The sequence below is a fragment of the Roseateles sp. genome (assembly GCF_965262435.1).
GTDB lineage: Bacteria > Pseudomonadota > Gammaproteobacteria > Burkholderiales > Burkholderiaceae_C > Paucibacter_A.
The window spans coordinates 2,046,254-2,067,669 of the sequence record NZ_OZ253537.1 but is presented as its reverse complement, the minus strand read 5'-3'; the positions used below and the strand labels follow the sequence as shown (position 1 = coordinate 2,067,669).

Here is a 21,416-nt window from a genome sequence, read left to right as displayed (position 1 = left end):
CTCTTAGGCGACCTTGAACCGCGCCACCGACTGCTTCAAAGCCTCGGCCGAACGGGACAACTCGTGCACCATCTGTGCGGTCGAGCGCGTGCCTTCGCTGGTCTGTTCGGTCACGGCAAAAATATGCTGGATGTTGGAGGCAACCTCATTGGCGGAGGCGGCTTCGCTGAGGGCCTGGGTGGAAATCTGGGCGATCAAATCATCGAGGCGACGTGACACGCTGTCGATCTCTTCCAGCGCCTTGCCGGCCGCATCGGACAGTCGCGTACCCTGCACCACGCCGAGCGTCGAACGCTCCATGGCGGCCACGGCGTCGTGGGTGTCGGTCTGAATGGTCTTGACCAGGGCGGCAATCCGGCGCGTCGCATCGCCCGAGCGTTCCGCCAGCCGCTGCACTTCTTCCGCCACCACCGAGAAGCCACGACCGGCTTCACCGGCCGAGGCGGCCTGAATAGCTGCGTTCAGCGCCAGCACGTTGGTTTGTTCGGTAATGTCGGAGATCAGCTCGGTGATCTCACCGATTTCCTGCGAGGACTCGCCCAGGCGCTTGATGCGCTTGGAAGTTTCCTGGATGTGCTCGCGGATGGCATTCATACCGCTGATGTTGTTCTGCATGGCCTGCAGACCCGACTCGGCGGCCTGACGCGACTGACGCGCCACTTCAGCGGTGGACTGGGCTTGGTTGGACACCTCATTGATGCGCTCGGCCATCTGCAGCACGGCCTCACCGGTGGAGCGGATCTCGTGCAGCTGCTCCTTGGACGCGGCCAGCAGGTCGGTCGAGGTCTGGTCGACCTGACCGGTGGTGTCGGTCACCCGGGCGGCTGTGGCCTGCACCTGGCCGACCAGGCTGCGCAGCTCTTCCACGGTGTAGTTCACCGAGTCGGCGATGGCGCCGGTGATGTCCTCGGTCACCGTGGCTTGTTGCGTCAAGTCACCTTCAGCGACCGACTGCAGTTCGTTCATCAAACGCAAAATCGCGGCCTGGTTGGCGTCGTTGACGCGCTTGGCTTCGCGCTCTTGCGCCTTGGCCTCGCCCTCCTGGGCCTCGGCCAACATGGCGCGCTGTTTCTGGTCCGCCACATAGAGGCGCAGGAAACCGAGCGAGCCGGCCACCAGCGCGCCCAGCGAGGCGATCATCAGCAGAGCCAACCACCAGCTCACGCCACCGGCCGACTCCAGCTCCAAGGCCAGGTCTTCCAGGCCCTTGCGCAGGGTTTCGCTGTCGCCCAAGATGCTTTTCTGGGCTTCGCGCGAAGCCACCAGGCCTTGCAGATTGCCCAGAATGGCGGAAGCTTGGGTGCGGGTCTGTTCATATTGCTTGAGCAAAGCGCCCAGGCGTTCGCGCAGCTGCGGGTCCTTGGCACTGGCCAAGCGCAGCTCGGAGTTGCCGTTCAGCAGCGCTTCAGCAATCAGCTTGAAGGAGTTCAAGTCTTTGCCCAGCAGGAACACGGCCTCGGGGCTGACGCCGTCCTGGGTCAGGAACTCGTTGGCGCTCTTGCCGATACGCTGGGTCAACATCACCAACTGGCCGGCGGCGGAGATTTCAGCGGCCGAACCATTGCGCTGCAGCGACTCCGAGGCCACGGCCTCGGCGCTTTCCAGCAGGTCGCTGGACTGGCGGTTGATGGCGCGCAGGGCCTGGCCGACTTCGGTCAGCACCTTTTCCTGCGCCTGCACCACCTTGGCATTCTTTTCAGCACGCTCCACCAGGGGCTGAACAATGTCCAGCACCGGTTGCACGCTGCCGGGGGCTGCGGCCAAGGGGCCGTCGCCGGTGCGCAAGTTGCCGACCACGCCGACCAGCACGCTGCCGCTCTCACGCAGCTCGGCAAACGCGCCTTGGTTACCCACCAGTGCGGTGGACACCGACTTGGCCATGCGCTGCGAGTGCATCAAGGCCTGACCGGCCGCGCGCACCTGGGCCGCACTGCGGCTGCCGCCGACCAGGCTCAGGCTGACCGTGGCGGCCGTGCCGAGCAAGCCCACTGCGACCAAGGCGATCAGCACGGTCTGGCGGCGGTTCTCTGGCGGCTTGCTGTCGGACTGCTGCTCGGTCAGGGGGCCGTCGAGCGCCGCGCTGGTGGTGGCAAAGGTGGCCGTGGTTTCGCCAAACTCGGTCGCGCCTTGCTGCTCGGTAGGCAGGGCCTCGGAGATGATGGATGAGTTCGTCAACTGGCCCGGGCCGGTATGCGTCTGCGTGGACACCAGCACCGCACCGGATGGCTGGGAATCCGCGTTGACGGCTTCCGCTTGGCCTTCGGTCTCGGTCTTGCCCAGGTTCTTGATCTTGTCCAGGAAGCTCATCTCACCCTCGTGAATTCGTTGAATACCGGTCCTGCATGAACCGGTGTTGGCCGCGCCGCTAACCCTCGAGCCTAGCTGAATGCGCTCGGCTTGCTTATCAGATCAAACCACGACACGGAGAAACTGGTCGTGCTTGGCCAAAGCTTCGAGATCGAGCGTCTGCCAGCTTCGGCCGTCGGCGTCGAGCAGGCGAGGCCCGGCAAATCGGGGGCGCTGGCCGGCTGTTTCGCTGTCGGCCGGATCGGGCTGCAGCTGCTCGTCACCGCGCAAGCCCAGCAGGCGGTCCACCAACAAGGCGCAGTTGGTGTTGAGCTCGGCATTGAGCGACACCATGCGCACCTGCGCCAGGTCCTGGCGGGCTTCGGTACGGACCGCACCGGCCTCGCGCAGGCCCAGAAAAACCGCCAGATCGACGACCGTGAACAGGCCGCCGCGCAGATTGGCCACCCCCGCCAGCCAAGGCTGGGCATAGGGCAAGGCGCGCATCGGCACCGGAGTGAAGATTTCCGCAGCCTGCCGCAGGGACAGCAGCAGGCCGACGCCAGCGCATTCCACCGCCAACCAACTGGCGGCCTGGATCTCTTGGTCACGCGCCGCCTGCATGCGTTGCGCGAGGCGGGTCTGCAGGTCGCGCAGGGCCTGTTTGCTGGAGCTGCTACTCATGTCAGCGCTCGCATGCTCAGCCCAGGGCCTTGATCTTGGCGAGCAATTCCTCGGCCTTGACCGGCTTGACCACGTAATCGCGCGCGCCCTGGCGCATGCCCCAGACGCGATCAGTTTCCTGGTTCTTGCTGGTGCACATGATCACCGGCACATTGGCAAAGCGCTCATCGCGGGTGATGGTTCGGGTCAGCTGAAAGCCGTTCTGGCCTGGCATCACCACGTCCATCAGGATCAGATCCGGCGTTTCCTCGGCCAAGCGCTTGAGTGCCTCCTCGCCGTTCTCGGCGGTGCGCACCTGATAGCCACGCTTGACGAGCATTTCGCTCAGCACATGGAGTTCGGTCTTGGAATCATCGACCAACAGAATTTTTTGTATCGGCATTTGGCGTCCTCACGTCACCGCAGCGAGGCGATAAGCCCCGGCGACCGGACCGACCACAGGGTCGGCAAACAGAACCATCATCAACAACAACGTCAACAGCAACAACTTCCGGTGCCGCGGCCTGAGTATCAGGCGCCGCGCCGGTGCGAAAGCACGGCTTTCAACAACTGATCCTTGGTGAAGGGCTTGGTCAGGTAGTCCTGCGAACCCACCATGCGGCCGCGCGCCTTGTCGAACAGACCATCCTTGGACGACAGCATGATGACAGGCACACCCGCGAACTGCGGGTTGCGCTTGATGATGGCGCAGGTCTGGTAGCCGTCGAGGCGCGGCATCAGGATGTCGCAGAACACCAGATCGGGTTCGTAATCACTGAGCTTGGCCAGGGCATCGAAGCCGTCCTCGGCCAACACCACCTCGTGGCCACCTTGCTTGAGGAAAATCTCGGCACTGCGCCGGATGGTGTTGCTGTCGTCGATGACCAGCACCTTGGCTGGGGTCGCCAAGACTGGGTTTGCGCCTTCGGGAACTTGTACGTCCAAGCCTTATCTCCTCACAGCAGCACGCTCATGGCCGGACAGCCACGACTCACTGCAGACGGGTGGGACAGCGCTACAGTGCGCAGCGTCAGATGCGAACCATCTCGAAGTCTTCTTTGCGGGCGCCACACTCGGGGCAGGTCCAGTTCATGTCGACATCGGCCCACAGGGTACCCGGTGCAATACCGTGCTCGGGGTCACCTGCGGCTTCGTCGTAAATCCAGCCGCAGATCAGGCACATCCAGGTACTTGCTTCGCTCACGATGGGTATGGGTTTGCTATCTACAATGCGAAGATTGTAGCCACGCCGGCTTGCCCTACTGGGCCAGTGAATCGGCAAGGATGCAACAGCTGGATTCCCCCTGTCGCGCATGCTTTCAAAGCAGGGTACACCCGAGCGTCAGGAGCCTGTTTTGCAGTGCTTGAGCACCCGCCCTCGCCGCCTGCGGCCCGCCTTTTTTGCATTTGCTTGCAATTTCTGTCCCCCGAACCCGCGCCGCACATCATGAACAAGACCGAACGCCCCAGCAGTACCGATCCGACGGCCGCCCTCGACGAGCAGGAAGCCCAGGCCCCCGCCTGCGTGCTGAGCTTCAATGCCAGCGACGCCAGTGGCGCCGGCGGCCTGGCTGGCGACATCGCCACCATCGCGGCCATGGGTGCACATTGCCTGCCGGTGGTCAGCGCCATCGTGCTGCGAGACACAGCCGAAGTCTTCGAACACCACACCCTGGACCCGGACACCATCGCGGAACAGGCCCGATTGATCCTGGAAGATGTCCAGATCAGTGCCTGGAAGGTCGGATTCCTGGGCAGCGCCGAGGGCGTCAGCGCGGTCGCGGAGGTGCTGTCGGACTACCCCGATGTACCCCTGGTCGCCTACCTGCCCAATGTCGCCTGGCTCGACGAGGAGCAACAAGCCAGCTATCTGGACGCCTTCCGTGAGCTGGTGCTGCCGCAAACCCATGTGCTGGTCGGCAACCACAAGACCTTGAGTGATTTTCTGCTGCCCGACTGGGACGCTGACCGACCGGCCTCGCCGCGCGAGCTGGCCGTGGCCGCCGGCCAGCATGGCGCGGCCCATGTGCTGGTCACCGGCATTGCCCTGCCCAACCAGTTCGTCGACAACGTGCTCGCCACGCCGGCCGGCCCGGTGACGGGCGAAAAGTTCGAGCGTTTCGAAGTCAACTTCGTCGGCGCCGGCGACACGCTCTCGGCCGGCTTGGCCGCCCTGCTCTCGGTCGGTGCCGAAATCCACTCGGCCGTCGGAGAGGCCCTGTCCTTCCTGGACCAGGCCCTGGACGGCGGCTTCCGCCCCGGCATGGGCAATGTCATTCCCGACCGCTTCTTCTGGGCCTTGCCGCCCAGCGAAGAGGAAGAGGCCGAAATGGCCGCCGAAGCGGCGGCCGCGGCGCAAGCGGGCAGCGTCACGGTGAAGCTGGATGAAGCGGCTCCGGGCCGCCCGCCGCGCCGCATGCATTGAAGCGGAGTCACCTGGCCCCATTTGGCCCTCTGTAAGGGCTGCCATTTTTATCGGCCCGCTGTCCGGGCCCGTCAATTCATCATGTCGAAGAACCAAGAACTGTTCGAACGCGCCCAGCGCGTCATCCCTGGCGGCGTCAATTCTCCGGTGCGCGCCTTCCGCGCGGTCGGCGGCACGCCGCGCTTCATCACCCGCGGCGACGGCGCCTACATCGTTGACGCCGACGGCCAGCGCTACATCGACTACATCGGCTCCTGGGGCCCGATGATTCTGGGCCACGGCCACCCGGCCGTGCTGGAGGCCGTGACCAAGGCCGCGCGGGAAGGCTTTTCCTTCGGCGCGCCGACCGAGCGTGAGATTGAGCTGGCCGAAGAAATCCTGAAGCTGGTGCCCAGCATGGAGCAGGTGCGCCTGGTGTCCTCGGGCACCGAGGCGACCATGAGTGCCATCCGCCTGGCGCGCGGCGCCACCGGCCGCAGCAAGTTCATCAAGTTCGAAGGCTGCTACCACGGCCACACCGATGCGCTGCTGGTCAAGGCGGGGTCAGGTCTTGCCACCTTCGGCCACCCGACCAGCGCCGGCGTGCCGGCCGAAGTGGCCCAGCACACCCTGGTGCTGGAGTTCAACCACCTGGCCCAGCTGGAAGAAGCCTTTGCCCTGCATGGCAAGGAGCTGGCCTGCGTGATCATCGAGCCGATCGCCGGCAATATGAATTTCGTGCGCACCCAGACGGCGTACATGAAGCGTCTGCGTGAGCTCTGCACCGAGCACGGCGCCTTGCTGGTGCTGGACGAGGTGATGACCGGCTTCCGCGTCGGTCTGCACAGCGCCCAAGGCCATTACGCCAGCCTGATCCCCGGCTTCAAGCCCGACATCAGCGTCTTCGGCAAGGTCATTGGCGGCGGCATGCCCCTGGCCGCCTTCGGCGCCAGCCGCGAGATCATGAAGCACCTGGCTCCGCTGGGCGGCGTCTACCAGGCCGGCACCCTGAGCGGCAACCCGGTGGCCACCGCCTGCGGCCTGGCCACGCTGCGCGAGATCCAGAAGCCCGGTTTCTTTGAAGACCTGTCGGCCAAGACACGCCGCCTGGTCGACGGCCTGGCGGCGGTCGCCAAGGAGAACGGCGTGCCCTTCAGCGTCGATTGCCAAGGCGGCATGTTCGGCTTCTTCCTGATGGACCAGCTGCCGCAGGAATACCAGACCGTGATGACGACCGACAAGGAGCGCTTCAACCGCTTCTTCCACGCCATGCTGGACGCCGGCGTCTACCTGGCCCCGGCGCTGTACGAAGCGGGCTTTGTCTCCGCCGCCCACAGCGAGGCCGACATCCAGGCCACGCTGGACGCCGCCCGCCACGCCCTGCGCTGATCGCAGCGACCCCCGTCATGCCGCACACCGGCCGCCGCTTCACCGCGGCCATCTTCGATATGGATGGCCTGCTGCTTGATTCCGAGCGGCCCATCCGTGACGCCTGGCTGCGCCAGAGTGCGGCCGCTGGCACGCCGCTCAGCGAGGCCGACTACCTGCTGACCGTCGGCATCAACCGCCAAGACAGCCTGCGGGTGCTGGCCGACAAGCTGGGCTCGCACGCCCAAGCCGAGGCCATGTACGACGAGGTGGACCTCGAGGTCGAAGCGCAGTTTCAAGGCCAGGGCTTTGCCTTGCGCCCTGGTGCGTTGTCGCTGCTTCAGTCACTGCAAGCGCGCGGCGTAGCTTGCGCAGTCGCCTCTTCCACCCGACACACCGAGGTGCTGCGGCGCCTGGGCCTCGCGGGCCTGCTGAGCTTTTTCGGCCCCATCCACGGCGGTGACCAGGTCACGCGTGGCAAGCCCCACCCCGACCTGTTCGAACTGGCCGCACGCAGCCTGGGCTGCCCGCCCGAGCAGACCCTGGTGTTTGAAGACTCCAGCTTCGGCGCCCTCGGGGCGCTGACGGCCGGCGCCGGCGTGGTGCTGGTGCCCGACCTCAAATCCCCCGACCCGGAAATCGCACCGCGCTGCCTGGTCCTGCACTCTCTCGAAGCCGCCTTGCCCCTGAGCGAAGCGTGGTTCATGGCCTGAGCCATCGCCACGCGGCTACGCTCGCACCCGTTTCTGACGATTGACGATCACGACCATGCACATCCACATCCTCGGCATCTGCGGCACTTTCATGGGCGGCTTGGCTGCTCTGGCGCGCGAGGCCGGCCACCGCGTCACCGGCTGCGATGCCAATGTCTACCCGCCGATGAGCGATCAGCTGCAAGCCCTGGGCATCGAACTGACCCAAGGCTTTGGCGCCGAGCAGATGGCGCTGCAGCCTGATGTGTTCGTGATCGGCAATGTGGTCACGCGCGGCGAGAAGTTCCCGCTGATGGAAGCCATCCTCGACGCCGGCGCCGCCTACACCAGCGGCCCGCAATGGCTGGCCGAGCACGTGCTGCAAGGCCGCCATGTGCTGGCGGTGGCGGGCACCCATGGCAAGACCAGCACCACCTCGATGCTGGCCTGGATCCTCGAACACGCCGGCCTGCAGCCGGGCTTTCTGGTCGGCGGTGTGCCGCAGAATTTCGGCGTGTCAGCCAAGCTCGGCACAGGTCCAGCCTTCGTCATCGAAGCCGACGAATACGACACCGCCTTCTTCGACAAGCGCAGCAAGTTTGTGCATTACCGACCGCGCACGGCCGTGCTGAACAACCTCGAATACGACCACGCCGATATCTTCCCCGACTTGGCTGCCATCGAGACCCAGTTCCACCACCTCGTGCGCACCGTGCCGGCCAGCGGTCGCATCGTGCTCAATGCCCGCGAAGAGGCGCTGCAGCGCGTGCTCAGCCGCGGCTGCTGGAGCGAGGTGCAGCGCTTCGGTGCTCGCAAGGAAGAAAGCGGCGCCCTGCGTGCGCGCGGCGAACCGCAGGCTTTTGATGTGCTGCGCGGCAGCCTCAAGGTGGCGCGGGTCGAGTGGTCGCTGATCGGCGAGCACAACCAGCTCAACGCCCTGGCCGCCATCGCCGCTGCCGAGCACCTGGGCGTGACGCCCGAGCAAAGTGCCGCCGCCCTGGCCGAATTCAAGAATGTGCGCCGCCGCATGGAGCTGCGCGGCGAGATCGCCGTTGCCGGGGGCAGCATCAAGGTCTACGACGACTTCGCTCACCACCCCACGGCCATCCGCACCACGGTGGACGGCCTGCGCCGCCGCATCGCGCCGGCCGAACGCATCCTGGCCATCTTCGAGCCGCGCTCCAACACCATGAAGCTGGGCACCATGAAGGCACAGCTGCCATGGGCTCTGGAGGCTGCCGACCTGAGCTTCTGCCACCAGGATGGTCTGGGCTGGGACGCCGTCGAAGCTCTGGCACCGATGGGCGCCCAAGCCGTCGTGACAGCCAATATCGACGCATTGGTCACCGCTGTGCTCAAGGCCGCCCGCCCGGGCGACCACCTGCTGTGCATGAGCAACGGCGGTTTCGGCGGCATCCACGACAAGCTGCTCGCGGCCCTGGCGCAGCGTTGAACTGAATATGCGGCTGCGCGCGGCCTGCAGCGCCGATGTGGACGCGATGTTCCACATTCGAGCGCGCACGCGGGACAACGCCATCTCGCCGCAGAGACTGGCGGAGCTGGGCATCACGCCAGCCACGCTGCGCGCGGTCTTCGATGACGGCGCGGTCTGCGGCTGGCTGGCCGTCGATGGCGACGATCAGGCGATCGGCTTTTGCAATGTGGACCCGGCCAGCGGCGAAGTGCTGGTGTTGGCCGTGCTGGCTAATTGCGAAGGTCAAGGCCTTGGTCGCGACTTGCTGGCCGCCGCCGTGTCACATCTGCAATCAGTCGGCAGCCCCAGGCCCTGGCTGATGGCCGGCGCAGACCCGGCGCTGCGTTCGCATGGCTTCTACCGTGCTCAGGGCTGGCAACCCAGTGGTCGGCGCGATGACCATGGCGACGAGGAGTTGCGCCTCGGCGCGGGCTGAATCAGTCACGCTTGCGAAAGGCCCACCAGCCGGCCACGGCCGTGAACAGCAGCACCAGCACGGCCAGGATGGCGAAGCCATGCGGATCGTCGGACAGCGGCACGCCGCCCACGTTCATGCCGAACATGCCGGCCATGATGTTGATCGGCAAGGCCAACACGGTCACCACGGTCAAGGTGAAGACGCTGCGGTTGGTCTGTTCGCCCACCTGGGCGGCCATTTCTTCTTGCAGCAGCTTGATGCGTTCCTGCAGCGCGGCCATATCGCGGATGACCAGGGAGAACTCCTCGGTGGCCTGACGCAGCTCATCCAGGTCTTGCGGCACGACCCAGGGCGGCGGCAAGCGCAGCAGGCGGAACAAGGCGCCCGGCTCGGGCGCCAGCAGGCGCTGCAGTCGCACCAGAACGCGACGCAACTGGCCCAGCTCACTGCGTTTGGCCTGCAGGCGGCCTGCCAGCAGGCTGTCTTCGATGCGGTCCACTTGAACGGTGGCATCGCGCACGATGCGCACCAACACATCGCCCTGGTCGCGGAACAGGTGGTTGAGCAGGGACACCGTGGAGTCGAAATGCGCACCCATCTTGACCGCTTCGCGCAAACGGTCGATGGAACGCAGCGGGTGGCTGCGCGCACTCACGGCCACCTGCGGGCTGACATTGACCCAGAGCGTGGCAATCTCGGATGGGTCGAATGCAAACTCGTAGGCCACATCGTTGACCACGGCGATCAGGTGGTCGTCGGCATCCTCAATGCGAGTGGAGCGCGAGCCTTGACGCAGGGTCTCGAAGAATTCGGGTGGCAGGCTCAGATGCGACTGCATCCAAGCCTGGGCCGACGCATCGGTGAGATTGAAATGCAGCCAGATGAACTCTGAGCTGCTTGCCCGCGCGGGGGCGTCTGCCAACCAGGCCAAAGCCTCGGCCAGGCTGAGCGGGCGGGCTGCCTGAGCTGGCGCCAACACGAACCCGCAAATCAGGGCACTGTCCTGATGCGCACCAAAACTGAAACTCATACCGCCTGCCCTCCCCTGGCTCCGCTGCGGGCGCGATTGTGCGTCATGGAGATGTCAGGGCTGCTGTGGCGGGTGTCGGCACGAAACAGCCTTCTTGTTGTCCCTCGTGAGGCCCTGCAGTTCGGGCCGCCGCCGGGCTCATGGTTCCGGGGTCGGCCCTGCCGGGCCGACTGCCTTGCGCTGCTCGCACCTCGGGGCTGGCGCATAACTCACTTCACTCACTGCGTTCGTTTCGTTCAGACAGACGCGCCAAGTCAGTTCTTGAAGCGCGCGAGTACGCGCGCGCCCCGATGCCCTGCGCTGCTCAGCCCTTCACAAATCGCCCAGCGGCGACCCAAACTGCAGGGCGCTTGCATCGCGATCGATCTGCCTCTCGACGGTGGAACCCGCCATCTTCGGAGGTGGCTCGGCCCGACGACGGGCGATTTGTGCGCGGCCGAGAGCGCAGCGAAGCGGCTCAGGCGCGCGTACATGGTCGCAAAAAAGGCCGGCACCTTTCGGCGCCGGCCTTCTTCATCACAGACGAGTCAGATCAGCTGCGCGACATCGAAGCCTTGAGGGCGCTGTTCAGTGTGTCCAGGCTCTCGGCCAGATGGGCGCGAGTCTCGACGGTCTGGCCACCCTTGGCCACCGCGGCGCGCAGTTCGGCCGCCAGGTTGTTGGCCTGCAAGCGAGCCAGGGCATAGGCATCGGCCATCTGGCCCGAGGCGCCGCCGCCCTTGGTCAGGATGGCTTGCAGGCGCTTCAGGTGCTCACGCTGCAGATTGCGACGCAGGCGGTCGATCTCGCTGCCGCTCTTGAGCTCGCTCCAGATTGCGCCTTGCAAGGTGCCGTAGACCTCGTTGAGCGAGATCAGACCCTTGCGCTGGGCTTCCGGCACATAAGCCGGCATGTCCATCAGGCGCAGCGCCGTGTTCTGGCTCAACAAGCGATCCAAGGCCACCAACTGCACCCGCGCCACCGAGGCCGGCACATTCAGCGGGCCGCCACGTTCCCACTCGTTGTAGTCGATGGTCAGGGTGGACAGGAACTCGGGCTTGAACTTGAAGCTATCCACGCTGAACAGGCCGCTGGCCAGGAACTGCAAGGCCTCGCGCTGCTTGGCTGGCTCGACCGCCTTGAAGCTGGCGCGGCCGGTGCTGCCGGGCAGGTCACGCAGGGCGTGCATGCCGCCGACATACTTGCCGACCAGCTCGGCCGAGCGGAACAGCTGGTTGAAGCCGCTCATCAGGGCGCGGCGCTGACGCAGCGGGTCGTCACCGACCTCGGGCTTGCGGTCCTGCACGCGGGTCCAGAGTTCCTTGGACAGCTTCAGGCGCTTCTTGTAATAGGCCAGCGGGTCATCACCCAGGTCGAAGCGGTTGGCCAGCGGGTCCATGCCGTCGTAAGGGCCGAAACCGCCGGCATCGGCGTCATCGGCATAAGCCAATGCCGGCTCGGTGCTGCGGCTGGCGATCTTGGCCAGCTCGGCCGCTTCGTTCTCCACGCTGATCGGCTTGTAGGCGTACTCGATGGCCCAGTAGTCGTAAGCACCCAGGGTGGTGTTGTTGAAAGTGGTCGGGGCCTCGCCCTTGAGCGCCAGGTTGTAGGCGTTGTAGTCCATCACCGAGCCGGAGATGCCGTTGGCATCGGTGTAAGCCTTGTCCTGCAACTGCTTCTGGCTGATCGTGGTGGAGGCCTTGAAGTTGTGCTTCAGGCCCAGGGTGTGGCCCACCTCATGCATGATGGTGTCCTTGATGACCGCGGCCACAAAGGCTTCGGCCTCCGGGCTGTCGGGCGCCACATCGCCGCGCGCTTCCAGCACATCGAGCGCGAAATTCATCTCGGATGCGGCGTCGTGCGCATAGGTGCACAGGGCCTCGGCGGCGCCGTGGCGGTGCGCGCCCAGCGCCTGGGTCGCCTGCTGGGCCTGCAGCGCGCTGAAGCCCACGTCTTCCACAATCATGCGGCGCGAACCGCGCGAGAAGACATCGCTCATGCCGATGTCAGCGTCCAGGATTTCACCGCTGCGCGGGTCGGCATGGCTGGGGCCGATGGCAAAGCCGACATCGGCGCCAACGAACCAGCGGATCGAGGCATGGCCGGCGTCCATATTGTCCCAATCGGCATCGTCAGGCTGCTGCTTGGCCAGCACAGCATTCTTGAAACCGATCTTCTCGAAGGCCTTGTTCCACTCGACGATGCCGGCTTCCACGGCCGGGCGGTACTTGGCCGGGATGTTCTTGTCCATCCAATAGACGATGGGCTTGACCGGCTCGCTCAGGGCCGCGTTCGGGTCCTGCTTTTCCAGGCGCCAGCGCTTGATGTAGTGCACGCGCGCATTGGCCTTCATGTCATTGCCGAGGTCGGTGAAGGACTCCATGAAATGACCGAGGCGCGGGTCGCTCAGACGCGGCCGCAGCGGAGCCTCGGGCAAGGCCGCGAAGCTGTAGACAAAGCTGACGAACATGCTGCGCGCATCGGGCGTGGCCTGCGGCGGTGTCGGCATGGGCACCGGGCTCGGGGTCAGCGGCGGCGCCGGGATGCGCGGCGTGGCGAAGTGCATGCGCGCGGTCAGCGTGCTCAGTGTGGCGTCAGCGCGGCTGGCTTCGATGTACGAGTTGGCGCGGTCGGCCGCGAAAGGCAGGCGGTAGGCCGCCTCCAGGCGGGTCGACAGGCCTGGGATGTCACTCAGGAACATGGACGCATCGACCAGCACCGACTTGCGCTCCGGGTGCTCGGCGCTGGCCACCGGGCCGGCCGCCAGCAAGCTGGGCGAGAAGGCCTGGGCCACGGCAGCCTTGCCACCACCCTCGCCGCGGAAGGCGGTGTTCAGGGCGATCAGCTGGATCTGGTTGCCGATGCGACGCCATTCGACCATCTGGTCCATGCCCATCTGGCTCGCGTAGAGGCCACGCTCACCGACGGCGTTCGCCACATTGGCGGTGAAGAGGAAGGGCTTGCCGATCTTGTCCTTGGGCACTTCCAGCCAGACCTTTTCGTCCTTGCGCCAGATCGGGAACAGACCGCCTTGAACCTTGGCGTCCTTGATGATGTCGGCGAAGGGCTTGGGCGCGGTGGGATCGGTGGGCGGGCGAGCGGCGCCGGGCACGGTCGCAGAGGCGCCCGGAGCAGCAGCCGGCGCCGTGGCCGCAACCGCAGGAGATGCAGCAGGGGCTGCGGCAGGAGCGGTAGCGGGCGCTTGGCCTGTCGGCGCAGTGGTGCTGGCGCAAGCGCTCAACAAGGCGACCGCAGCGGCCAGGCTAGACAGCTTCAGAGCGCCCAGCGGCGAGGCCGGCGTCATGGGCGAAAACGGGAGTGTGGAGCGGCTCGTGAACATTCAGACTTCCTTGGCACATTGCAGGTTCGAGATAGGGCCGCTGGCTCCGGGCCGAGTTCGCGAAGCAGACGCGAAAACCGGCCCCGGCGGCACAAAGGCGGCAACTGTGTCTTGTCATCTGCGGGCCGTCAATGGCCGCAGGCCCTAGACCGCCGCGGGTAAGTACCAAGTGCGGGCCGACCTACACTCAGCGGCATGACCCTGAACGCACGCCCTGTCCAGCGCCGCAGTCACCTGCTTTATCTGCATGGCTTCCGCTCCTCGCCGCGCTCGGCCAAGGCTTTGCGCATGCAGGCCTGGGTGGCCGAGCATCGCCCCGATCTTCATTTCGCCTGCCCGCAGTTGCCGCCCTCGCCGCGTGCGGCTTTCGCACTGCTGCAAAGGCTGACCGAGGGCTGGCCGGCGGGCGAATCGGCAGTCATGGGCAGCTCACTGGGCGGCTTCTACACGACGGCCCTGATCCAGAGCCGGCCGCTCTGGCGCGCCGTCGTCATCAACCCCGCCGTGGATCCGGCCCGTGACCTGGCCGCCTACATCGGCGAGCAAAGCTGCTGGCAGGACCCGGACGAGCGCTTTTTCTTTCAAGCGGAATACGTCGATGAGCTGCGCGCGCTGAGGCCAGAGCGGCTCTTGAACCCGGAGCGCTGCCTGGCCGTCGTGGCCAAGGGTGACGAACTGCTGGACTGGCGGGAGATGCAGGCCCGCTATGCAGACGGCCCGATTCGATTGCTGGAAGGCAGCGACCATGGGCTCAGTGACTTTGACGAGCATCTGGCTGAGTTGACCGAGTTTCTGCAACTCTGACGCCGTACTTACACTGACCACTGAGATCAAGCCGATCATGGATACTGGCGAATGTTGCGGGAATTTTGCCCACGGTTGGTCGTATTTGGCGACAATGCTGCGGCGCCCGAAGCAGACATCCTCTGCCCAGGCGGCAACGAGCTCAGCCCCCGAGCCGGACGAGAGAGTGTGAGGAAGTAGTACTTTGCAAGGCGACACCATCATCGGCGTGACGTTCGAGTCACCGCATAAGCTGCAATCGCTGCTGCCCGAATTGCTGCAGAGCGAAGGCGTGGGCAAAGGCGTGGAGATCAACCAGCGCCTGTTCAAGATCCGCAATGCCGACTCCTCCGGCCGACGCAACTCCGCCAGCGTGCTGATCCAGCGTCGCTACGCCTCGCGGGGCTACATTGCCAGCGACCTGCCCGAAGAAGCGGAGCCGCAGCGCATCACCTTGATGGCCAGCGATGCCGAAGTCATCATCGGCACCATCACCATCGGCTTCGACTCGCCGGCCGGCCTCAACGTGGACGAAACCTTCGGCCCCGAGACAGACGCCCTGCGCGCTGAGCGCCGCAATATCTGCGAATTCACCAAGCTGGCGGTGGACAACGTCTCCAAGTCCAAGCGTGTGCTGGCTTCGCTGTTCCATGTCGCCTACATCTACGCCCACCGGCTGATGGGCTTCGACAGCCTGCTGATCGAGGTGAACCCTCGCCACGTTCGCTTCTACGAGGCCATGCTGGGTTTCAAGGTCCTGACCGGCCAGCGGCAGAACCCGCGCGTCAATGCACCGGCGGTGCTGATGTGCCTGGACTTCAGCTATGTGCAGGAGCAAATCTCCACCCTGGGTGGCCAGCCCGAGAAGTCGCTGGAAGTGCGCTCGCTCTACCCCTACTTCCTGTCGATTGCCGAGGAAGCCAATATCGTCGGCCGCCTCAGCCGCGCTCACCAGGACATCGAAAGCCTGCGCGCCGCCACCAGCAAAGACGACTACCCTGACCTCGAAGGCGACACGGTCACCGGCGAGTTCCTCTGATCTAGAGACGCCAAGCCACCGGCAGTGCACGCGCACCGGCTGACTGGCGGGTCACGGCACGTAGCCATCGTTGAAGTGGGGGCTTGTGCCAAGGGTCGCCGGGCGAGTGCTTCCGCTCATGTCCCCCGTCCCGCGCTGCGCGCGGGCCTCCTCCTTAACTTCGCTTCAGCACTCACCCGACACCCCTTGTCAGTTCAACCGGTCGGCGTCTTCGTCGGAGGGGCATGGCCTTGCTGGATCGGGACGGCTGGGTGCTCTGCGAAGTGAAGTCAAGGAGGAGGCGCCCGACACAGTCGGGCGACGGGGGACATGAACGGAGCAGAGTGCCCAGTCGGCCCGATCGCCGCCCAATCGAACGGCTGCTCAGTGCCGAGAGCCGCCCAATTCACATCGATGGAATCTGCGAGCAACAAAAAGGCCAGCGGAGACGCTGGCCTTTCTTTCGCTTGGATCGGATACCTACCCGGAAGCAGCTGAGGGCTTTGTGGGGGCAGTGACCGAGCAGTGAGAAGCCACTGCCCCCGGCCCTTCCTCCGCCTCCGGATTTCTGATCCTGATCGCCAGCCTTACTTCACGCCGTCGCTGACGGCCTTGAGCAGGGTCGAGTTGGCGTCGTCGCCGCTGAACTCCCAGAAGAAAGCGCCGCCGAGGTTCTTGCTCTTCAGGTAGTTCATCTTCTCGGTGATTTGCACCGGGGTGTCAAAGCTCCAGAAGGTGGTGCCATTGAAGATCCACTGGGCGCGGGTCACCGGGTCGACGTAGCTGGGGTAGTTCAAGGTCTTGAGCACCTTGTAGTCCTCATTGCCCTTCTCGTAGGTGGCAGGCGCCGGGATCGCGCCGGTCTGGTAGAGCCCGTTGTTGGTGTTGGGCACATTGGTCCAGCCGCGGCCGTAGAAGCCGATGCCCAGGTTCAACTTCTTGGGCTGCACGCCGCGGTCCAGATAGGCCTGGATGGCATCGGCCGTGTTGTAGACCCGCGCATCACCGGTGGACGGATCCTTGGGCGAGCCGTACAGCGGCGCGTGGAAGTTGGTGGTGCTCTCCCAGCCGCCGTGGAAGTCGTAGGTCATCACATTGATGAAGTCCAGCGAGTTCTGCGCCACTTCGGGCTGGTACACGCGGATCTTGTCAATGCCGGCCGGTGCCGCCATGGTCAGCAGCAGACCCGGGCGAACCGCATCGAGCTGCTTGCGGAACTCCGCCACCAGTCCGTTGAAGTTTTCCTTGTCCTCGGGCTTGCCGCAGGCCAAACCGCAGGCCACGGGGTACTCCCAGTCGATGTCAATGCCATCGAACACGCCGGCGGCTGCGCCCGGGCCGCCCGCGTTTTCCGTCACCGGCAGGTCGCCCTTGATGTAGGCGTCGATGCAGGACTTGACGAAGGCCACACGGTTTTCTGGGCGCGATGCGCTGGAGAAGCCACGCGAGTAGGTCCAGCCACCCAGCGAGATCAGAACCTTGAGCTTGGGGTACTTGGCCTTGAGCTTCTTCATCTGGTTCCAGCTGCCGCGCAGCTTCTGGTCCCAGGTGTCGCCCACGCCGTCCACGCTCTGGTAGCCCTGGAAAGACTTGGTGTAGTCGGCAAACGCATCGCCGCCCACGCCAGTGCTTTCGTTCACCGGCACGGTCAGGCCGACCTCGCACTTGTTGTTGCGCACATTGCCAAAGGCGTAGTTGATGTGCGTCAGGCGCGAGGCGGCGCCACCCTTGTCAATGTCCTTGACCAGGTAGTTGCGGCCATAGATGCCCCACTGGGCGAAGTAGCCCACCACGTTCTTGGCACCGGTGTTGGTGTCGGGCTTGGCGGTGCGCACCGAGATGGCGGGCGAGGCAGCCGATGCACCGGCTTGGTTGAAGGCCACCACGCTGAAGCTGTAGGCCGTGTCGGCGGCCAGTCCGGTCACGCTGGCGTTGGTGTTGGCGACTTGCGCGGCCTGCGCGCTGCCCTGCAGCACGCGGTACTGAACGGTGCAGTTAGGCGCGGCAGCCACCGCCGACCACGTCAGGTTCACGCTGTTGCTGGTCTGGCTGGGCGAAGCCAGGCCGGACGGCACCGCCGGCGGCGCGGCGCAAGCGCCGCTGGCGGTGCTGGTCATCAGGGCTGCGCTCTGGGCCGAGGCATTGCCGGCCTTGTCACGGGCCCGCACGGTGTAGCTGTAGGCGGTGCCGGCGGCCAGGCCGCTGTCGGTGTGCGTGGCGGCCGTGGGCGAGGCCACCAGATTGCCCGCGCGGTAGACGTCGTAGCCGGCCACGCCGCTGCCGGCGTCGGTCGAGGCGCTCCAGTTCAGCACGATGCTGCTGGTGGTCTGGCTGCTGGCCGTCAGGCCCGAAGGCACGGTCGGCGGGGTCACGTCGTTGTTGCTGCCTTCGCAGTCACCGAGCGGCTTCCAGACATCCCATTGGCCAGCGTTGGTGGCCGGGCTGTTGCCCTGCGTCCACCACTTGGCCGAATAGGCCTTGTTGGTCTGTTGCACGACCTTGCCGCTCGTGTAGACCGACTGGGCGCTCCACTCGGCCACGCCGGTGCAGTTGTAGGCCATGGCCAGGGGGCTGGCCAGCCCGAAGGCCAGGGCCAGGGCGGCCGGGATCATTGTTTGTTGCAGTCTCATATTGTCTTGCTCCGTCGATAGAGGTTGAGTGCGTTCACTTGCCTGCGGCCTTGGCGGCAGCGGCCTTGGCCATGGCGGCGGCGCTCAGGTCCGCGCGCCGTGCCTCTTGCTTGAGGCTGTAGGACTTGCCACCGAAGCTGACCACCCAGTTGCTCGGCATGGGCATGGGCAGGTAGTAGTTCAGGGCGATGGTCACGCTCTGACCCGGGGCCAGGGTCTGCCAGGTCGGCAGCTTGAAGGCAGCGCGGTGCGCATCATTCTTGAGGCCGCCGATGTTGTTGCCGGCCGGGTTGGCACCGCTCTGCACGATCTTGAGCCCGAAGCCACTCTGATCCGCCAGCGTCGCAGGAATGGCGGTCGGCACATCGAAGCTGAAGTCGGTGCCGCCCGGCAGGGTCTGCGTGCTGTTGTTGGTCAGGGTCAGCTTGGGGTTGATCGGGTAGTTGGCGTCACCCAGGGCGAAGCCGGCGATGCGGAAGCGGATGTCCAGGCTCTCGGTCGGCAGGGCCGTGGCGCTCAGGCGGTTGCCGTAAGGCGTGGCCGTCTTGAACTTGTTGTACAGCGCCTTGGTCAGGGTGCTGCCCATGAAGTACTCGGCCTTCGCGTTGTCGTAGGCATAGTCACCGGCCAATTCCCAGAACATCACACCACCGATGCCGCGGTCGGCCACGTACTGGGCCTTCACGCCAATGCTCTGCTCATCCTCGGTGGACAAGAAGACCCGTTTCTGGGCATTCCACAACCATGGCGCAACCAGGGTCGAGTCATAGAAGCGCGCATAGCTGCCGGTCAGTTGGTCGGCCGGGTTGGTGGCCGGGTTCAGACCGTAGGCGGCCAGATAGCTGCCGGGCTTGCCGGCGGCCAGGTTCATGGCGTGCCACATGGGGTTGGAGCCAGCGGGCACCTCCTTGTTGCCGACATCCAGGTCATGCCAGAGGTTGTCGATGCCAATGGCGCCTGCACCGCACTTCTGCACCGTGCCGCCGCCGGTTCCCGGCGGGCACTTGGTCTGGTCGGTCTGAGCAGCCGTGCCCCAAAGGCCGTTGCTGCCGCCCGTCACGTCCTTCCAACCGCGGGTGTAGTAAGGCACACCGATGTTGATGCGACCGGCCGGCAGCGCGCCGCGGAAGTAGTGATAGGCCCAATCGGTGTTGAGGTAGCCGATGCGCGCGTACTGCGGCGCGGTGTAGTAGCTCCAGGCCTCCAGCTCCTTGTCCTTGCCGTCGTCGTAGAGCGCTGCATTGGGGCCAACAAACTGGTTCCAGGCGCCGTGCAGGTCATAACTCATGATGTTGACGTAGTCCAGGTACTGGGTGACCTGGTAGTTCTCCATGCCGCGCAGCAAGTAGCCCGAGGCTGGCGCCGCCACCGTCAACATATAGTGCTTGGCATCGGCTTGGCTGGCCGCATCCAGGCGCGCACGCAGGGTTTGCATCAGCACCACATAGTTCTTCACCAGGCTGGCGCGGCGCGCATTGGAGATGGCGAAGTCGTCAGGGTTGCCGGCGTCCTTCATGCTGGTGGCGTACTCGTAGTCGATGTCCACACCGTCAAAGCCGTACTGGCGCAGGAAGGCCACGGCCGAGTCGGCAAAGGCATTGATGCCGGCCGTGTTGGCGCTGCCGTCGGAATTGGTGGTCATGGTGTAGAAGCCACCGCTGGCCACGCGCTTGCCACTGTCGTCGAAGTAGCCGCCCGTCTCGGCCCAGCCGCCAACCGACACCAGGGTCTTGACCTGCGGGAACTGCTTCTTGTACTTGCTCAGCAGGTTGAAGTGGCCCTTGTAGCTTAGGCTCGGGTCCATCTCGGCACCGGCCACACCGGGCCAGGTGATGCCGGTGGCCGGATTGTTCGGGTCGTTGACATTGCCGACCGAGAGCTTGTTGGCGCCGTCCACGTGCGCAAAGGCGTAGTTGATGTGGGTCAGCTGCGCCCAGGGGATGTTGCTGGCCAGGTAGGCGGGCTGGCCGTTCTTGCCGGTGCGCCAGCTGGTGAAGTAGCCGATGATGCGGCGCGGCTTGTCGGCGCCCATCTTTTCGCGGCCCTGCTCGTCATAGACCTTGCAGTAGGCGGGCGAGGTACCCGGTGTGGTCAGCAGGCCTTCGGGGCGGCAGCGCTCATCACCCGTGCTGGTACCGCTGACGGTGATGCGCACGGCCGAGCTGTCGGTGCTGGCGCCCTTGTCATCGGTGGCGCGGGCGACGACGTCGGCCACGCCAGCGCGTGCCGTCCACGCCACGCTGAAGGGCGATGTGCTGTCCTCGGCCACCAGGGCGCCGTTGATGTAGAAGGCCACCTTGGCGACCGTGCCATCGCTGTCGGCAGCATTGGCGCTCAGGGTGACGCTGTCACCGGCACCGGGGGTTGCGCCGGCAGTCGGTGCGGTCAAGGCCACTGTGGGCGGCTTGTTGACCGGGCCGGCCGTCACGGTGACGGCCTGAGTCTTGGTGTTCGTGGCACCCTTGTTGTCGGTCACCGTCAGGCTGACGTTGTAGCTGCCGGCGGCCGCATACGTGCGACTGGCGGTGGCGCCGGTGGCGGTGCCGCCATCGCCGAAGTTCCAGGCGTAGCTGGCAATCGTGCCGTCGGGGTCGCTGGAGCCGCTGCCGTTGACACTCAGCGTCAGGCCACTGGCCGTGCTGGTGAAGGCGGCGACGGGCGGCTGGTTGACCACCGTCCCCACGGTCACCTGGCTGCTCTTGCTGCTGGTGGCGCCCTTGTCATCGGTCACCGTCAAGGTGATGGTGTAGGTGCCGGCTGCGGCATAGCTGCGGCTGGCGGTGGCGCCTGTGGCCGTGCCGCCGTCACCAAAGGTCCAGGCATAGCTGGCCACGCGGCCGTCGGCATCGGTCGAAGCGCTGCCGTTGACGCTGACAGCCAGGCCGTTGATGCTGCTGGTGAACGCTGCCACCGGCGGCTGATTGACGACGCCATCGCAGTCGCCCAGCGGCTTCCAGACGTCCCACTGGCCCGAGTTGGTGGCCGGGCTGTTGCCCTGAGTCCACCACTTGGCTTGGAAGGCCTTGTTGTTCTGTTTGGCCTTGCCGCCCGATGTGTAGACGGCCGTGGCCGACCATTCATTCACACCGGTGCAGTTGTAGGCCAAAGCGGGGCTGGCGGCCATGGCGGCCACCAGCACGCTCAGGCTGGGAAGTGCATGTTTCATGGGGAGTCCTTGCTTGTCTCAGGCTAGGTTCTTGGAAGCGCGCAGGGCGCTGGGCGGGGCGGTTTGCGTCGCGGAATGCAGCCGCCCCACCCCTCGCTCGAACGAGGGCTGCAGGAACGGCCTTCGGGGAGAAGCGGACTCGGAGCGACGCGCCCGGACCGCTGG

General features: G+C 65.5%; 16 protein-coding genes. 7 read left to right on the top strand and 9 right to left on the bottom strand.

What is annotated here, in order from left to right:
* Positions 1-3: 3 nt before the first annotated feature.
* From ACQY39_RS08940 to ACQY39_RS08920, 5 genes are all read right to left on the bottom strand, one after another.
* Positions 4-2,307 (bottom strand): methyl-accepting chemotaxis protein, encoded by a 2,304-nt coding sequence (locus tag ACQY39_RS08940; protein ID WP_428505393.1) that lies wholly within the window; start codon positions 2,305-2,307, stop codon positions 4-6.
* Between the two features lie 102 nt (positions 2,308-2,409).
* On the bottom strand, positions 2,410-2,970 hold the full coding sequence (locus ACQY39_RS08935) for a chemotaxis protein CheW (protein ID WP_428505391.1): 561 nt from the start codon (positions 2,968-2,970) through the stop codon (positions 2,410-2,412).
* A gap of 16 nt (positions 2,971-2,986) precedes the next feature.
* The gene (locus ACQY39_RS08930; RefSeq protein ID WP_428505389.1) at positions 2,987-3,352 is read right to left on the bottom strand and encodes a response regulator; all 366 of its coding nucleotides are present in this window, start codon (positions 3,350-3,352) and stop codon (positions 2,987-2,989) included.
* A 128-nt stretch (positions 3,353-3,480) separates the two neighbouring features.
* Positions 3,481-3,858 (bottom strand): response regulator, encoded by a 378-nt coding sequence (locus ACQY39_RS08925; protein ID WP_428505387.1) that lies wholly within the window; start codon positions 3,856-3,858, stop codon positions 3,481-3,483.
* A gap of 121 nt (positions 3,859-3,979) precedes the next feature.
* Positions 3,980-4,132, bottom strand: coding sequence for a rubredoxin (locus ACQY39_RS08920; RefSeq protein ID WP_428510765.1), 153 nt, complete (start codon positions 4,130-4,132; stop codon positions 3,980-3,982).
* A 264-nt stretch (positions 4,133-4,396) separates the two neighbouring features.
* Here ACQY39_RS08920 and thiD point away from each other — a divergent pair, with 264 nt between their 5' ends.
* From thiD to ACQY39_RS08895, 5 genes are all read left to right on the top strand, one after another.
* The gene (gene thiD, locus ACQY39_RS08915; protein ID WP_428505385.1) at positions 4,397-5,374 is read left to right on the top strand and encodes a bifunctional hydroxymethylpyrimidine kinase/phosphomethylpyrimidine kinase; all 978 of its coding nucleotides are present in this window, start codon (positions 4,397-4,399) and stop codon (positions 5,372-5,374) included.
* Positions 5,375-5,455: 81 nt separating this feature from the next.
* The gene (hemL, locus tag ACQY39_RS08910) at positions 5,456-6,742 is read left to right on the top strand and encodes a glutamate-1-semialdehyde 2,1-aminomutase (protein WP_428505383.1); all 1,287 of its coding nucleotides are present in this window, start codon (positions 5,456-5,458) and stop codon (positions 6,740-6,742) included.
* 17 nt (positions 6,743-6,759) lie between these two features.
* Positions 6,760-7,434: an HAD family hydrolase gene (locus ACQY39_RS08905; RefSeq protein ID WP_428505381.1), complete on the top strand. Its 675-nt coding sequence runs from the start codon at positions 6,760-6,762 to the stop codon at positions 7,432-7,434.
* Positions 7,435-7,489: 55 nt separating this feature from the next.
* A complete protein-coding gene (gene mpl, locus ACQY39_RS08900) occupies positions 7,490-8,866 on the top strand; it encodes a UDP-N-acetylmuramate:L-alanyl-gamma-D-glutamyl-meso-diaminopimelate ligase (RefSeq protein ID WP_428505379.1) in 1,377 nt (458 codons plus the stop codon).
* A 7-nt stretch (positions 8,867-8,873) separates the two neighbouring features.
* A complete protein-coding gene (locus ACQY39_RS08895) occupies positions 8,874-9,323 on the top strand; it encodes an N-acetyltransferase family protein (protein WP_428505377.1) in 450 nt (149 codons plus the stop codon).
* A 1-nt stretch (position 9,324) separates the two neighbouring features.
* On the opposite strand, the gene ACQY39_RS08890 is transcribed toward ACQY39_RS08895, so the two are convergent.
* Together ACQY39_RS08890 and ACQY39_RS08885 are read right to left on the bottom strand one after the other, a co-directional pair.
* Positions 9,325-10,335 carry a transporter gene (locus ACQY39_RS08890; protein WP_428505375.1) on the bottom strand — a complete coding sequence of 337 codons (1,011 nt, stop codon included), beginning with the start codon at positions 10,333-10,335 and terminating at the stop codon, positions 9,325-9,327.
* A 532-nt stretch (positions 10,336-10,867) separates the two neighbouring features.
* Complete coding sequence (locus ACQY39_RS08885) at positions 10,868-13,654, bottom strand: zinc-dependent metalloprotease (protein WP_428505373.1); 2,787 nt, start codon at positions 13,652-13,654, stop codon at positions 10,868-10,870.
* Between the two features lie 195 nt (positions 13,655-13,849).
* On the opposite strand from ACQY39_RS08885, the gene ACQY39_RS08880 reads away from it, so the two are divergent.
* Positions 13,850-14,458, top strand: coding sequence for a YqiA/YcfP family alpha/beta fold hydrolase (locus ACQY39_RS08880; protein ID WP_428505371.1), 609 nt, complete (start codon positions 13,850-13,852; stop codon positions 14,456-14,458).
* 184 nt (positions 14,459-14,642) lie between these two features.
* A complete protein-coding gene (locus ACQY39_RS08875; protein ID WP_428505369.1) occupies positions 14,643-15,476 on the top strand; it encodes an N-acyl amino acid synthase FeeM domain-containing protein in 834 nt (277 codons plus the stop codon).
* 566 nt (positions 15,477-16,042) lie between these two features.
* On the opposite strand, the gene ACQY39_RS08870 is transcribed toward ACQY39_RS08875, so the two are convergent.
* Together ACQY39_RS08870 and ACQY39_RS08865 are read right to left on the bottom strand one after the other, a co-directional pair.
* A complete protein-coding gene (locus ACQY39_RS08870; RefSeq protein ID WP_428505367.1) occupies positions 16,043-18,085 on the bottom strand; it encodes a glycosyl hydrolase family 18 protein in 2,043 nt (680 codons plus the stop codon).
* Between the two features lie 34 nt (positions 18,086-18,119).
* Positions 18,120-21,251: a chitinase C-terminal domain-containing protein gene (locus ACQY39_RS08865; protein WP_428505365.1), complete on the bottom strand. Its 3,132-nt coding sequence runs from the start codon at positions 21,249-21,251 to the stop codon at positions 18,120-18,122.
* Between the last annotated feature and the right edge of the window lie 165 nt (positions 21,252-21,416).

Coding starts and splice junctions, on each gene's coding strand:
- ACQY39_RS08940 (WP_428505393.1), bottom strand. CDS start 2,307: ATGAGCTTCCTGGACAAGATCAAGAACCTGGGCAAGACCGAGACCGAA.
- ACQY39_RS08935 (WP_428505391.1), bottom strand. CDS start 2,970: ATGAGTAGCAGCTCCAGCAAACAGGCCCTGCGCGACCTGCAGACCCGC.
- ACQY39_RS08930 (WP_428505389.1), bottom strand. CDS start 3,352: ATGCCGATACAAAAAATTCTGTTGGTCGATGATTCCAAGACCGAACTC.
- ACQY39_RS08920 (WP_428510765.1), bottom strand. CDS start 4,132: ATGTGCCTGATCTGCGGCTGGATTTACGACGAAGCCGCAGGTGACCCC.
- thiD (WP_428505385.1), top strand. CDS start 4,397: ATGAACAAGACCGAACGCCCCAGCAGTACCGATCCGACGGCCGCCCTC.
- hemL (WP_428505383.1), top strand. CDS start 5,456: ATGTCGAAGAACCAAGAACTGTTCGAACGCGCCCAGCGCGTCATCCCT.
- ACQY39_RS08905 (WP_428505381.1), top strand. CDS start 6,760: ATGCCGCACACCGGCCGCCGCTTCACCGCGGCCATCTTCGATATGGAT.
- mpl (WP_428505379.1), top strand. CDS start 7,490: ATGCACATCCACATCCTCGGCATCTGCGGCACTTTCATGGGCGGCTTG.
- ACQY39_RS08895 (WP_428505377.1), top strand. CDS start 8,874: ATGCGGCTGCGCGCGGCCTGCAGCGCCGATGTGGACGCGATGTTCCAC.
- ACQY39_RS08890 (WP_428505375.1), bottom strand. CDS start 10,335: ATGAGTTTCAGTTTTGGTGCGCATCAGGACAGTGCCCTGATTTGCGGG.
- ACQY39_RS08885 (WP_428505373.1), bottom strand. CDS start 13,654: ATGTTCACGAGCCGCTCCACACTCCCGTTTTCGCCCATGACGCCGGCC.
- ACQY39_RS08880 (WP_428505371.1), top strand. CDS start 13,850: ATGACCCTGAACGCACGCCCTGTCCAGCGCCGCAGTCACCTGCTTTAT.
- ACQY39_RS08870 (WP_428505367.1), bottom strand. CDS start 18,085: ATGAGACTGCAACAAACAATGATCCCGGCCGCCCTGGCCCTGGCCTTC.
- ACQY39_RS08865 (WP_428505365.1), bottom strand. CDS start 21,251: ATGAAACATGCACTTCCCAGCCTGAGCGTGCTGGTGGCCGCCATGGCC.